This is a genomic window from Nocardioides zhouii, from assembly GCF_004137345.1.
Lineage (GTDB): Bacteria > Actinomycetota > Actinomycetes > Propionibacteriales > Nocardioidaceae > Nocardioides > Nocardioides zhouii.
The window spans coordinates 289,652-302,599 of the sequence record NZ_SDWV01000002.1 but is presented as its reverse complement, the minus strand read 5'-3'; the positions used below and the strand labels follow the sequence as shown (position 1 = coordinate 302,599).

General features: G+C 68.8%; 13 protein-coding genes. 5 read left to right on the top strand and 8 right to left on the bottom strand.

Going from position 1 to position 12,948, the window contains the following annotated elements; genetic code table 11:
* Nucleotides 1-172: 172 nt before the first annotated feature.
* The 6 genes from EUA94_RS03220 to EUA94_RS03195 form a co-directional block, all read right to left on the bottom strand.
* Complete coding sequence (locus tag EUA94_RS03220) at nt 173-1,486, bottom strand: sensor histidine kinase (RefSeq protein ID WP_207210374.1); 1,314 nt, start codon at nt 1,484-1,486, stop codon at nt 173-175.
* A gap of 61 nt (nt 1,487-1,547) precedes the next feature.
* Nucleotides 1,548-2,213: a response regulator transcription factor gene (locus EUA94_RS03215; RefSeq protein WP_479724695.1), complete on the bottom strand. Its 666-nt coding sequence runs from the start codon at nt 2,211-2,213 to the stop codon at nt 1,548-1,550.
* Nucleotides 2,214-2,397: 184 nt separating this feature from the next.
* Nucleotides 2,398-2,778 carry a hypothetical protein gene (locus tag EUA94_RS03210; RefSeq protein WP_129424593.1) on the bottom strand — a complete coding sequence of 127 codons (381 nt, stop codon included), beginning with the start codon at nt 2,776-2,778 and terminating at the stop codon, nt 2,398-2,400.
* A gap of 164 nt (nt 2,779-2,942) precedes the next feature.
* Nucleotides 2,943-3,803, bottom strand: a complete 861-nt coding sequence (locus EUA94_RS03205) for a COG4705 family protein (protein ID WP_242494643.1) — start codon at nt 3,801-3,803, stop codon at nt 2,943-2,945.
* A 46-nt stretch (nt 3,804-3,849) separates the two neighbouring features.
* On the bottom strand, nt 3,850-5,169 hold the full coding sequence (locus tag EUA94_RS03200) for a sensor histidine kinase (protein ID WP_129424591.1): 1,320 nt from the start codon (nt 5,167-5,169) through the stop codon (nt 3,850-3,852).
* Nucleotides 5,166-5,813, bottom strand: coding sequence for a response regulator transcription factor (locus EUA94_RS03195; RefSeq protein WP_242494642.1), 648 nt, complete (start codon nt 5,811-5,813; stop codon nt 5,166-5,168). Before EUA94_RS03195 ends, EUA94_RS03200 begins: the two co-directional genes overlap by 4 nt.
* 216 nt (nt 5,814-6,029) lie before the next feature.
* On the opposite strand from EUA94_RS03195, the gene EUA94_RS03190 reads away from it, so the two are divergent.
* Nucleotides 6,030-6,686, top strand: a complete 657-nt coding sequence (locus EUA94_RS03190) for a DedA family protein (protein ID WP_129424587.1) — start codon at nt 6,030-6,032, stop codon at nt 6,684-6,686.
* 31 nt (nt 6,687-6,717) lie between these two features.
* Entirely contained in the window at nt 6,718-8,289 is a 1,572-nt protein-coding gene (locus tag EUA94_RS03185) for a hypothetical protein (RefSeq protein ID WP_129424585.1), read from the top strand.
* A 362-nt stretch (nt 8,290-8,651) separates the two neighbouring features.
* Here EUA94_RS03185 and EUA94_RS03180 read toward each other — a convergent pair whose 3' ends face one another.
* Entirely contained in the window at nt 8,652-9,206 is a 555-nt protein-coding gene (locus EUA94_RS03180; RefSeq protein WP_129424583.1) for a universal stress protein, read from the bottom strand.
* Between the two features lie 32 nt (nt 9,207-9,238).
* A complete protein-coding gene (locus tag EUA94_RS03175) occupies nt 9,239-10,711 on the bottom strand; it encodes an MFS transporter (RefSeq protein WP_129424581.1) in 1,473 nt (490 codons plus the stop codon).
* Nucleotides 10,712-10,843: 132 nt separating this feature from the next.
* On the opposite strand from EUA94_RS03175, the gene EUA94_RS03170 reads away from it, so the two are divergent.
* The 3 genes from EUA94_RS03170 to EUA94_RS22010 all read left to right on the top strand — a co-directional run bounded on the left by EUA94_RS03170 (nt 10,844) and on the right by EUA94_RS22010 (nt 12,911).
* The gene (locus EUA94_RS03170) at nt 10,844-11,581 is read left to right on the top strand and encodes a TetR/AcrR family transcriptional regulator C-terminal domain-containing protein (protein WP_129424580.1); all 738 of its coding nucleotides are present in this window, start codon (nt 10,844-10,846) and stop codon (nt 11,579-11,581) included.
* Between the two features lie 210 nt (nt 11,582-11,791).
* Nucleotides 11,792-12,613: a mechanosensitive ion channel family protein gene (locus EUA94_RS03165; protein ID WP_129424578.1), complete on the top strand. Its 822-nt coding sequence runs from the start codon at nt 11,792-11,794 to the stop codon at nt 12,611-12,613.
* A gap of 160 nt (nt 12,614-12,773) precedes the next feature.
* A complete protein-coding gene (locus EUA94_RS22010) occupies nt 12,774-12,911 on the top strand; it encodes a hypothetical protein (protein ID WP_165356778.1) in 138 nt (45 codons plus the stop codon).
* Nucleotides 12,912-12,948 lie beyond the last annotated feature (37 nt).

Here is a 12,948-nt window from a genome sequence, read left to right as displayed (position 1 = left end):
CGCGCCCTTTACCGGCGGCAGCACCGCCTCGATCTGAGCCCACATCTCATCGCTGAGCACCGCCATCCGCGTCATGGACCCAGCATCAAGCCCGAACCACGCTCAACATTGGAGACACGCCCTAGCTGCACGGCGGGACTGAGATCGGCGTTGTTCGTCGGCTGGCTGTAGCTCAGGACGGGGGCGACATCGGCGAGAGCGGGAGGAGGAGTCTGAAGCAGGTGGTGTCCGACTCGACCACCAACGTGAGCTCGCCGCCGTGTGCCCTCGCAATCTGGCGAGCGATCGGCAGCCCCAGTCCGGTACCGCCGCTGTCCCGAGCTCGGCTGTCGTCGAGCCGGACGAACCGTTCGAACACGCGGGCCTGATCGTCAGTGGCGATGCCCGGGCCATCGTCGATGACGTCGACTCGCGCGTGTGTGCCGTGAGTTCCCAGGAGGATCCGAACGCGCTCATCGGCATGGCGGGCGGCGTTGTCGCCGAGGTTGCGCAGTAACCGGGTGAGGTGGTGGGGATCGGCCATGACGCGCACAGGAGGCGCTTCCACGCTCACCATTGCTCCAATGCGGCGTAGGCGCTGCGCTTCCTCGCGGATCAGGTCGTCGAGGTCCACCTCGCGCACCTGGAGGGTGAGGCCGTGCTCGTCCGCGCGGGCCAGCAGGAGCAGGTCGGCGACCAGCCGGTCGACCCGGTCGAGCTCGGCCAGCACGTCCGTCGAGACCACCGACCAGTCGGCGGTGTGCGGGTGCAGTGCCTGGATCTCGTGCGTCGCTCGAATGGTGGCCAGCGGGCTGCGCAACTCGTGCGAGGCGTCACCGACGAATCGACGTTGGGCGTCCGCGCCGGCCTCGAGGCGGGACAGCATCTCGTTCATCGTCTTGGCGAGGAGCGCGACCGCGTCGCTGCCGGGAGGCACGGGTACCCGGGCGGACAGCTCGTGCGTACCGCCGATGGTTGCCACCCTTCGCCGCATCGCCTCCACCGGGGCGAGGGCGCGGCCGGTCAGCCAGTAGGAGGTGAGGGCGACGGCGAGCAGCACGAGCGGGTAGCCGATGAGCAGCAGCTCGCCCACCACGGCCGTGGACTCCTGCACAGTCTCCAAGCTCTGAGCGGCGAGCACCACCATCGGCCCATCCGGGCTGTCGGTGCCGCGAGCGACGACGACGAACTTCTCGCCCTCGCCGATCGGGAGCGTGCCGCTGGTGCGAACGAGGCTGTCGCCGGCTGCAGGGCGGAGGTCGACCACCGGGGCTTCGCCGTCGATGGACGCGCTGGCGGCGACCACTGCTCCGTCCTGGTCGATGACTTGGATGAGCGACTGGTCACCGCCACCCCCGAGCGGGTCCGCGCGCGTGCCGCCCTTGGCCACCTGCGCGGCGACATCGGCCGCCTGCTGACGGGCGACGTCGGTCAGCGACGCCTCCAGCTGGTGGCGCTGCAGGACGACGAAGACGATCGACGCTGCCGCTAGGACCAAGGCAACCACGACCGTCGCCGCGAGAGATGTCCTGATCCGGACTCCGATCCCGCGAGCGCGACCCGGCATCTCAGCCACCGTCGTCTGCCAATCGGTATCCGGCTCCACGGACCGTCTGGATCGCGCTCCGACCGAAGGGCTGGTCGATCTTGCGCCGGAGATAGCCCACGTAGACCTCGACGATGTTCTCGTCGCCGTCGTAGTGCAGGTCCCACACACTTTCGAGGATCTCCGTCTTCGACACCACGGTTCCTCGATGTCTGAGCAGGAAGTGGAGCAGGTCGAACTCGCGGGGCGTGAGCTCGAGAGGCACCTCGCCACGATGGACGGCGCGGGTCCGCGGGTCCAATGACAAGTCGCCGGCCGACATGACAGCCGGCCGTTCCGGGGCGGCCCTTCGCACCAACGATCGCAGTCGCGCAACCAGGACGACGAAGGAGAACGGTTTGGTCAGGTAGTCGTCGGCGCCCAGGTCGAACGCGTCGACCTGGTCGTACTCGCCGTCTTTCGCGGTCAGCATCAGGATCGGGGTCCAGATGCCCTCGTCGCGCAAGGAGCGGCACACGTCGTACCCGTTGAGTCCGGGCAGCATGATGTCGAGAACGATCACGTCGTACGCGCCAACTTCGGCTGCGAGCAGCCCGGATGGCCCGTCGTGTCTGACGTCGACGACGAATCCCTCGGCGAGCAAGCCGCGGCGGATGGTCTCAGCCATCCGTACCTCGTCCTCCACCATCAGCACTCGCACGGGTTCCAACTTCCTGTCGTACTCATCGTGCACCGTGGGGTGACATCTCGAGGCTGAACGCGCTTCGGCATGTGCGTCGAACCAGGAATGGGACCCGCCGCCGAAGCGACGGGTCCCACCTGGTGTACCGGCAGGTCCGAACCAAGCAGCGTCCCTACGGGGGGTCGATCAGCTACTCGGTCTCGCCGGACTCGTCGGCGTCCTGGTGGCCGGGCTCGTTCGGGTTGGCGTCGGGGCCCTGGTCGGCTCCGTCGTTGGTCTCCTCGGCGCCCTCGACCTCGGTGGCGTCGTTGGCCTCGCTCTCGCCGGACTCGTCGGCGTCCTGGTGGCCGGGCTCGTTCGGGTTGGCGTCGGGGCCCTGGTCGGCTCCGTCGTTGGTCTCCTCGGCGCCCTCGACCTCGGTGGCGTCGTTGGCCTCGCCGTCGCCGTCCGACTGCTGCACGGTCGAGCTCGGCTCGGCGGTTGCCTGCGCTGCGACGGCACCGCCGACACCTAGCGCGGCCAGGGCCGCCGCCACACTGGCGACGATGGTGGTGCGCTTCGATGTCCTCATGGTGGTTCTCCTTAGTTGGAAGATCGACTGTCTGCGACCTCGTACCTACAGCGTGCGTCAGGAGCGCTGTGAAGACGCTGAGAGCTGCTGAGAGGTTTTTCAGCGGGGACTGCTGTGCTCCGGGACGGGGTTCCCAGGGGCACAGCGGTCGTGACGCACAGGGGTCAGGCGGCGGCGGTCTCGAGTGCCTCGTGGTCGTCTGCGCGGCGTTGCTGGACGGTGAACCAGGCCACGGCGGCGACGATGACGGCGAGGAAGATGCCGCTGGTGCCGTTGGTCCCCAGGCCCAGGCCGCCGTCCTTCGGCGCGGCGGTGAGGTAGTCGCCCATCGAGGCACCGAAGGGGCGGGTCAGGATGTATGCGGCCCAGAAGGCGAGGACGGCGTTGAGGCCGCCCTTGATGTGAGCGACGTAGACCAGCGCGATCAGGATGCCGAAGAGGATCGCTGAGGGCAGGTAGCCCAGGGCGAGCTTCTCGCCGACGAGGTCGCCGGCGGAGGTGCCGAGCGCGAAGGTCGACAAGATCGCCATCCAGTAGAAGCCTTCACGGCGGGAGGTCACGATCGTGTGGATGGACAAGGTGCGCTCGGAGCGGTACCACGCGAGGAAGGTGGCCGTCAGTGCGCCCGCGAAGACGACGGTGGTGGTCCACAGGCTCACGCCGAAGTTGTCGACGAGGTTGTCGGAGATCAGGGTGCCGACGATGCTGACCAGGACGACGGCCAGCCAGTAGACGGCGGGGATGTAGCGGCGTGCGCGGAACTGCACAACGAGAACGAGGGCGAGCAGGCCGGCCATGATCAGCGAGGTGTTGGTCAGGCCGAGCCCGAGGTTGCCGGCGAGGAAGTCAGCTGCTGTCTCGCCGACCGTGGTGGACATGATCTTGACGATCCAGAAGAGTAGGAAGACCTCGGGCACCTTGTTGAGCATGGTGCGGGCCGTGGACGCCCCCGGGCTCGGCGGACGGGACGTGGTGGAAGGACGGAGGGTGGCACCTGACTCGGGTGCGGTCTGTGGCTGGCTCATAGAGACAGAGTGCGTCCCGGAACCTGCCGTCGACCTGACCGCTTTGTCAGGAGCGCGGCAGCCGGAATTCGAAGCGGGTGGGGGCCTGAGCCTGTGCCAGGTCGAGGTCACCGCCGATGCTGCGCGCTAGTCGTCTGGCAAGTGCGAGCCCCAGGCCGGCGCCCGACCCTCCCAAGGAGGTGGTGCCGGGCAGAAAGACGGTCTCGTCGGGCAGGTCCACCCCGGGGCCGTCGTCGCTGATGACCAGGACGATGTCGCCGCCGGAGGCGTCGGGTGCAGTGATCTCCACCCGGTGTCGCGCGAACCGGACGGCGTTCTCCACCACGGGTGACAGTGCGCGCGTGAGGATGGTTGCGGGGGCGGCCACTCGGTCGTTCAGCACCGACACCTGCACCTCGAGCTGATGGGGCGGAAGGCTGCGGACCACCTCAGCGATGACTTCGTCGAGCCAGCAGGCCGAGGCTTCGAGCTGTGTCGCCCCGGTGCGGGCCACGTCGAGGAGTGTGGTGATGGTGGTCGCCATCCGACGTGCCGCGTCGGCGATGTCCGCCATGAACTCGCGAGCATCGGGCGTCAGGTTGTCGTCCATGAGGGCGAGGTCAGCCGATGCCTGTACGGCCGTGAGGGGGGTACGCAGCTCGTGTGCGAGCTCGGAGGTGAGCCGTTGCTCGGAGCGGATGGCGGCGGAGACCTTGTCGAGCAAGGTGTCGAGGATGGCTGCGAGCGCGGCGATCTCGTTGGTCGGAGGACCGAGCGCGAAGCGTCGCGACAGGTCGTGCTCGCTCCAGTCGGCGGCGGTCCGAGCCAGGACGGCCACCGGTCCGAGCGCGCGAGACGTGACCCATGCGGCGATGGCGGCCGACGCGGCTGTCGCCAGTGCCCCTGTGATGAGGCTGACGATCAGGGCGTAGCGCTCAGCAGACTCGTACGGTGCGAAACGTTCGGAGACGAGCACCACACCCTCCGTCCCCGAGGGCGTCGAGAACGGTTCGGCGATGAGCCGGGTCTCACCGACGGTGCGGTAGTGCGTGACCGAGGTGGTGCTGAGATCCGTGTAGGCCTCCTGCAACCGGCCCGGGGCGATTCCGACGACCGCGGCGCCCGACGCGTCGTAGACCACGACCCCCGTGTCGAGCTCCGCCGTCGGGACCTCGAGGCCGGCACCGGTGGACGCGTCGACCACGGACCCGACCACGGCGTCGGCGCGGTCCTCGAGCACCCGGTCGACCGTGCTCTTGCTGAGGTCGGCGAGGACGACCTGAAGCACGACCGTGAGCACCACCATGGCGAACGCGACCACGCAGGTCGTGAGCACGACGATCTGTCGTCTGAACGACCCGGTCGCGTCCGGCAGCAGGGACGTCACTTCAGCCGGAACCCCACGCCGCGCACGGTCTCGATGCTGGTGGGGGAGTCGATGGCGTCGAGCTTCGACCGGACCCTCCGGATGAAGGAGTCGATGGTGTTCTCGCTGACCCTGGCGCCGTCGGGCCAGGCAGCTGCGACGACCGTGCGACGACGTACGACCTCACCGGGGCGCGAGGTGATCGCCGCGAGCATCCGGTACTCCGTGGGAGTCAGCGGGGCTTCACCCGAGGCCGTTCGGGCCGCGTGCCTGGCGGGATCGAGGACCAGACCGTGGGTGGCGGCCTTGGCGGGCCTGCCGCGCCGCCCCAGGGCCTCGACGCGCGCGATGAGCTCCTTGATGTCGAAGGGCTTCGGGAGGTAGTCGTCACCCCCGGCGTTGAACCCGGAGAGCTTGTCGTGGACGGCGTCCAGTGCGGTGAGGAACACGACCGGCGCCGTCTGGCCCGCTGAGCGCAGGGCCTGCGTGACGTCGCGGCCGTCGGAGTCGGGAAGGCCGATGTCCATCACGAGCACGTCCACGTCACTGTCGACGCCGAATAGGCGCAGCGCCTCGCCTCCGTCGTGGGTGCTGAGCACGTCGTGACCCGCGCCCTTGAGCGCTTGACCGACCAGCCGGCGGATGGCCGGATCGTCTTCACACACCCCTACCAGCATGGGCTCAGCACCCCGTGGGGAGGTGTGGGACCAGGTCGAACATGTCGTGCTCCTCGAGGTTGTGGCACCGCGCGATGGGGGTTTGCACACGAACAGTCTCACGGTCCCACCTGACACGGACCTGACCGCGGGCGACGTACTTGGCCTGACAGAGAGGCTCGCACGATCAGGTGAGCGGCAGGCGATCGTTCCTACGGTCGCACCATGATCGCCGCACTCACCCCCTTCCTGCTCATGCTCGGGCCCGTCGCGCTGCTCGTCGCCATGGGCATCGTGTTCGCCGAGACCGGGCTGCTCGTGGGCTTCTTCTTCCCCGGTGACTCGCTCCTCTTCACGCTCGGCGTGCTCGCGGCCGGCGGGCTCCTCCACCTCCCGTTGTGGGTCGTCGCGCTGGGCGTCGCGCTAGCTGCCGTGGCTGGCGACCAGGTCGGCTACCTCCTGGGGCGACGTTTCGGGCCGTGGATCTACAACCGCCCGGAGTCCCGCTGGTTCTCCCGCAGCCACGCCGAACGCGCCCAGTCTTTCTTCGCCAAGCACGGGCCGAAGGCAGTCGTGCTCGCACGGTTCGTGCCGGTCGTCCGGACCTTCACCCCTGTGGTCGCCGGGGTGGCTCGGATGCCGCGCGGCCGTTTCACCGCGTACAACGTCCTCGGTGGGCTCGCCTGGACCCTCGGCCTCCTGGGCGTCGGGTTCTACCTGGGCGGCATCTCCCTGATCGCGGCGCACGTCGAGCTCTTCGCCATCGGCATGGTCGCCCTCTCGCTGGTACCGGCGGCTGTCGGCCTCATCCGGCACCGCTCCACTCGCAGCGCCCCGACCGAGGTAGCCCAGGAGCCTGCCGCCCCTCGGGTGTCGGTGTGATCCACGCCGCCGCCGGCGTCGTTGTGGCGCCGTGAGCAGGAACACAGCAGCGGGTCGCCCCGCTCGCAGCTCGATCGTCGAGCTCCCGCCGCCACCCGCCGAGGGGCAGAGCGTCGGGGGGATCGAGGTCCAGAGGGGAGCCCGGTGGCCGAGGAACTCCACCCGGTGGGTGGCAGGCGGCGCTCTCCTGGTCGTGGTGCTACGCCTGCCGTATCTCCGTACGCCGCTCCGGTCGGACGAGGGTGGCTTCCTTCTGGTGGCTTCCCAGTGGCACCCCGGCAGCGCCCTTTACGGCAGTTACTGGGTCGACCGTCCTCCGCTGCTGATCGCGTTCTACGCGATCGCCGACCGGCTCGACGGCTCCACCGCGCTGCGCCTGATGGGCTGCGGTCTCGCGTTCGCGGTCGTCCTCCTCGCTCACCACCTGGGGCGTTCGGTGACGCGCCGGACGTACGCGTGGCCAGCCGTCCTGGCGATGGCGCTGCTTGCCCTGCCGTACGGCGGCGCCCTCGAGGTGAACGGCGAGCTGATCGCCGCACCTCTGGTCCTGCTCGGCCTCCTCGCCTCCGTTAGGGCCGTCGCGGATCCGGTGGCGGACCGCCGGTGGCGGTTGTGGGCGACAGCCGGGGCACTGGGTACGGCCGCCGCGATGGTGAAGCAGAACTTCCTGGACGTCCTGGTCTTCGGCACCGTCCTGGTCGTCGCGCATGCCTGGACGGCCGACCGCGCACGGGGTCGGGCGCGGCGTGTCGTCACGGAGCTCGGTGCCCTGGGCGTCGGTGCGGTGGCCACTGCTGCCGGGGTCGTCGTCGGAGCGTGGACCCGAGGGACCACACCGGCCGGGCTGTGGGACGCCATCGTGGTCTTCCGCCTCGACGCCAGCAGGGTCATTGCCAGCTCGGCCAGCTCAGCCACGGACGTACGACTGCGATATCTCTTGCTGTCGATGTGCCTGTCCGGGAGCGTCGCCATAGGGGGGCTCTTCGCCGCCCACGCGGTACGGACGTGGCGGCAGCCACTCGTCACTGCAACTGTCGTGCTGCTCGTCTGGGAGCTGCTCGGAGTTCTGGCCGGCGGGAGCTACTGGCTGCACTACCTGGTCGGGCTGGTGCCCGGCCTCGTGCTGGCGGTGGCCCTCATCGCGCCCAGGCCGGGACTCCTGGGATCCGCTGCACGGAGGGTCACCGCTTGTGCCGCAATAGCGGCACTCGTCACTGCGCCCCTTGCCCTCGTGGTGGCGCCGCCGTCCCACGCCGTACCACCGGCAGCATCATGGCTGCGCCGACACGCGAAGCCAGGAGACACGGCCACGCTCCTCTACGGCGCCCCGAACGTCCTCCAGGCCGCTGGCCTCGCCAGTCCCTACGCCGAGCTCTGGAGCCTCCCGGTCCGGGTCCGTGATCCGCGGCTCACACATCTCGAGTCTGTCCTTCAGGGACCGGACGCACCCACCTGGCTCCTCGCATCTCACGACCTCGCGACCTGGGGCGTCGTGTCCACGTCAGCCTTTGCAGTGGTGTCCTCGCACTATCACGCAGTAGCTAGCGTCGACGGCTACACCGTCTACCACCTTCGCGACGCCCTCCCGGAAGGGGAGAGGTAAATAGGCGAGACTTCGGCCCGGCGGTCTTACTGGTTCACGAACCATTGAGACCGCCACAAGTGGCCCAAATTGGAGGTCGCAGTGGAGCGAGAACTCCCCCACAAGGAGCGTCATTCACCGGCGGTGCCAAGATCAGTGACAGGTTTCGTGACACGTGTGGACGATTTCGTAGTCCGCGATGCGTTTGACCGGTCCGACCTGACCGCATGGGACGGTCGGGTTGAGCGTGAATCGACCCTTGCGGTCCGACCTGACCACCAACGCCCGACGAGACTAGGTCGTCAGTTCGATTCTGACAGGCGGCTCCGACTCCCCCGGGGACCCGAGACCCCGGGGGAGTCTTCTGCGTGCTGGCCGTGGCCTCAGTCGGTCGGGGCGGCCGGCGGTCGGAATCCGGGCCGGCCGCTGGTGCCGGCCGAGCGCAGGGCGGCCCGGCCCACCGCTTGCGCGGATCGGGTGAGGGCGGACTCGGGGGCGCCGGAGATCGACGGAGGCATCACCACGACGGGGCAGGTGGCGGCGTACACGACGCGATGCGCCAGCAGGGGCGACATGGACGGCTTCCGCGGCGCGTCGATCACCAGCAGGTCGGCATCCTTGGCCTCGTTCAGAAGGCCACGGCGCCTGCCACCGTGGATCACCCGGATCTCCACCCCGTGGCCGTCGCCCAGCACGTCGGCGACGTCGCGCTCGAGCTGCGCCTGCTGCTGCGCGCGCAGGGTGGCCGGGTCCTGGGGAATCCGTGACGCCCCGGCGGAGCCGCCGACCGGAAGATGTGGCGTCGGGTGGACGCGCACCGCAATGACGCGACCACCGTTCGCCTCGGCCTGCGCACGCGCCCACGCGAGGGCGGTGGGCGAGCTCGATGTCCCGCTCACGCCCACAACGACGGTGTAGGGCTTGTCCTGATCACTCATGGTGTCCTCAGCTCCTCGTGCGTCGTACCCGCTCAGACCGGCAGGAGAGTCTTCTGGTTGCCGTCCTCGTCGAACTCGGTCAGCGGAGGAGCGATCTCCTCCAACGACTTGCCCTCGGCGTCCACGCCCCACACCGCCGCGACCAGGGCGCCGACCAGCATGACGGCCGTGGCGAGGAGGTAGCCGTAGAGCATCGGGGTGCGGTCCGTGCCGTCCCCGATGAGCGCGCCGTAGAGCACCGGACCGAGGGCGCCGAAGCCCTGCGCGATGCAGAAGAAGTAGGAGATCGCCTGACCGCGGACTTCCTGGGGGAAGATCTCCGACACCGTGAGGTAGCCGGCGGAGGCCCCCGCAGAGGCGAAGAAGAACGCCACGCACCAGAACGCCGTGTGCGTGACCGCAGTCAGGGCGTCTGCCTGGAACAGGAACGCCGACACGGCCAGCACGATCCCGCTGATCGCGTAGCAGCCGCCGATCATCTTGCGCCGCCCGATGGTGTCGAACAGGGGCCCCAGCAGCAGGGGACCCAGGAGGTTGCCGATCGCGAAGGGGAAGAAGTACAGCGCGGCCGTGGCGGCACTGAGGTCGTAGAAGTTCTGCAGCACCAGGGCGTAGGTGAAGAAGATCGCGTTGTAGAGGAAGCTCTGCGAGATCATCAGCGTCAGCCCCAGGACCGTACGGGTCGGGTAGAGCTTGAAGAACACGTAGAGCAGCTGCTTGGGCGTGATCCCTGAGCCGGCCTTGATCCAGCGGGCCTCGGAATCGTCGTGGTCGGGCAGCTCCTGTCCGGAGTCCTTGACCTGCGCCTCGATCCGGCTCACGATCTCCTCGGCCGCGTCGCTTTGACCGTGGGTGACCATCCAGCGCGGGCTCTCAGGGATGTGCCGGCGCAGGAAGATGATCCCGAGACCGAGCACGGGCCCGATGAAGAAGGCAATGCGCCAGCCGATGTCCTGCCCGAAGTTGTCGGTGTCCAGCAGGATCGAGCTGGCCACGGCGCCGAGGGCGGCACCCGCCCAGTAGGTTCCGTTGATGGCGAGGTCGACCCGGCCACGGTGCTTACCGGGGATGAGCTCGTCGATGGCTGAGTTGATGGCGGAGTACTCGCCACCGATGCCCATCCCGGAGATGAAGCGGCACACGAGGAAGATCATCATGTTGGGTGCCAGACCCGCCAGCGCAGCGCCGACGAGGTAGACGACCAGCGTCACGGTGAACATCTTCTTGCGGCCCAGGGTGTCGGTGAGCCGTCCGAAGATCAACGCTCCGACCACCTGGCCCAGCAGGTAGACGGTGCCGGCCAGGCCGACGTCGGCCGCACTCATGTCCAGCGTCTTCTCGAACCCGCCGGCGGCGACGATCTGGATCTCGAGACCGTCCAGGATCCAGGCGGTACCCAGCCCGAAGATGACCATCCAGTGGAAACGCGACCACGGCATGTCGTGCATGCGGGCGGGGATCAGACTTTTCACCGGCGCGTCCTGCGCGGTTTCTGAGCTGGGCATGGGACCTCCTCCAGACAATGTTCGTCAGTCAGGTACCCACCATTGCCGATCCCCATCGGGCGAGCGACCGGGCCGCCACCCCCAGGGGTAGGAGGTGGTACGACGTCTAGGCTGAGGTCGACAGGGGGGCACATGGCCGACAACGACTACATCGATGCAGACGCGGCGATCGTCGAGGGCAGGCCCCCCCCTTTGCGCGTCCGTCCACTCGACCGAGGGCGGATCCTCGATGCCGCGGTGGCCTTCATCGATGAGAACGGCCTGGCCGGACTGACGATGCGGCGCCTGGGGGAGCAGCTCGGCGTCGAGGCGATGGCCCTCTACCGCTACGTCCAGGGCAAGGAGGAGCTGCTCGACGGCGTGGTCGAGGTGCTCGTCGACGGCATGCGCGCCGACGACGAGGTGATCGACGCCCCGCGTGACGGGTGGCAGGACTTCGTCCAGCGGCTCGCGCACGGCGTACGTCGGGTGGCGCTCGCGCACCCGAAGGCGTTCCCGCTCGTCGCGTCGCGGCCGCCGGAGGCGCCGTGGTTGCGACCGCCGTTGCGCAGCCTCAGCTGGGTCGAGGCGTTCCTGACGGGCCTGCACTCCGAGGGCTTCAGTGATGCCGGCGCCGTGGCGAGCTACCGCGCGTTCTCGAGCTTCCTGCTCGGACACCTGCTGCTCGAGGTCTCCACGCACGGCGCCGACGTGGGGCCGCTCGACGTGCTCGAGGAAGATCCGGAGCCCGAGGGGCTGGCCGACTACCCCGTCGTCCAGCGGCTTCGTGCGGAGCTCTCGACGGACACCTCGGCCGTGGAGTTCGAGGAAGCGCTCGAGGAGCTGCTCAACCGCATGGCCCTGCTCCGCACGGAGACGAGCGAGGGCTGACGGGCCTGAGGTTCCGACGCTGACCGTCGACCCCTTGGGGTGGTCGGCAGTTGTGGCGATCAGGCGCGCCGTGGTTCTGTTTACGTTGTAAACGACCGCGATGCGGCGCGCTGTCGACGGGCCCTCGAGGCCCGGTCGGACGGCGCTGGAGCGCGCCCCCCTCCGGGAGTCGCCATCCTGCGTCCGGTGTCCCAGACCAAGGAGAAGTAGATGCGAGAGTCACTCGAGAACGGCCTGCGGGACGGCATCAGCCTGATCGCCGAGTTCCTGCCCAAGCTCGTCCTGTTCCTGATCATCCTGATCGTCGGCCTGATCGTCGCGAAGGCGATCGCGAAGGCCCTCAGCGCCCTGCTCGAGAAGGTCGGCTTCGACCGCGCCGTCGAGCGTGGAGGCGTGAAGAAGGCGCTCGCCAACTCCAAGATGGACGCCAGCGACATCATCGCGAAGCTCCTCTACTACACGCTCATGCTGTTCGTGCTGCAGCTGGCGTTCGGGGTCTTCGGCCCCAACCCGATCAGCGAGCTGCTCTCGCAGGTGATCTTCTTCCTGCCCAGCCTGATCGTCGCGATCATCATCCTCGTGGTCGCCTCGGCGATCGCTGCTGCGGTCAAGGTCCTCGTCGAGGGCTCGCTCGGCGGCCTGTCGTACGGCAAGGTCCTCGCCAACGTGGCCTCGATCTTCATCCTGTTCCTCGGCGTCGTGGCCGCTCTCAACCAGGTCGGCGTCGCCACGACCGTGACCACCCCGGTGCTCGTCGCGATCCTCGCCACCCTCGGTGGCGTGATCGTCGTCGGCGTGGGCGGCGGCCTCATCAAGCCGATGCAGCACCGCTGGGAGGGCTACCTCACGAAGGCCGAGGAAGAGGCTCCGCGGATCAAGCAGGAGGCTGCGTCCGCGCCGAGTGCCATGGACCAGGCCCGACAGGCTGCATCCTCGGTGGGCTCGGGCACCGACCGCACGGCGACCGCGACCACGACCACGAGCGACGCTCCCGGAAGCGGCTTCGACTCGGACGGCTCTCCTCGTCACTGACTCCTGAGGACGGTGGGTGAGACGCGCGGAGGCACCTCCTGGGGAGGTGCCTCCGCGCCGTTTCTGCAAGCCGGCCGCAAGCGGGTCGCAAGCAGGTGGGTGTCCTCTGGTGTCGTGCCCCGACCGGGGCACAGCCGCATCCAGCACAGGAGCACCTGTCATGACCCACCACCGCACCACCCGCCGGATCCGCCCCCACGTCCTGCGCCGCGACGGCATCGTCGAGGCGCCGAGCGACCTGCCGAGCGGGGATCCCTATCGTCTGGCACTCGCCGCCGGATGGAGGCCCCTCGCGTGATGGGGCGTTGCCCGCTGACCCCGGTCGCCTGGTTCCC

Coding starts and splice junctions, on each gene's coding strand:
- EUA94_RS03175 (WP_129424581.1), bottom strand. CDS start 10,711: ATGCCCAGCTCAGAAACCGCGCAGGACGCGCCGGTGAAAAGTCTGATC.
- EUA94_RS03205 (WP_242494643.1), bottom strand. CDS start 3,803: ATGAGCCAGCCACAGACCGCACCCGAGTCAGGTGCCACCCTCCGTCCT.
- EUA94_RS03210 (WP_129424593.1), bottom strand. CDS start 2,778: ATGAGGACATCGAAGCGCACCACCATCGTCGCCAGTGTGGCGGCGGCC.
- EUA94_RS22010 (WP_165356778.1), top strand. CDS start 12,774: ATGACCCACCACCGCACCACCCGCCGGATCCGCCCCCACGTCCTGCGC.
- EUA94_RS03190 (WP_129424587.1), top strand. CDS start 6,030: ATGATCGCCGCACTCACCCCCTTCCTGCTCATGCTCGGGCCCGTCGCG.
- EUA94_RS03180 (WP_129424583.1), bottom strand. CDS start 9,206: ATGAGTGATCAGGACAAGCCCTACACCGTCGTTGTGGGCGTGAGCGGG.
- EUA94_RS03165 (WP_129424578.1), top strand. CDS start 11,792: ATGCGAGAGTCACTCGAGAACGGCCTGCGGGACGGCATCAGCCTGATC.
- EUA94_RS03215 (WP_479724695.1), bottom strand. CDS start 2,213: ATGGTGGAGGACGAGGTACGGATGGCTGAGACCATCCGCCGCGGCTTG.
- EUA94_RS03170 (WP_129424580.1), top strand. CDS start 10,844: ATGGCCGACAACGACTACATCGATGCAGACGCGGCGATCGTCGAGGGC.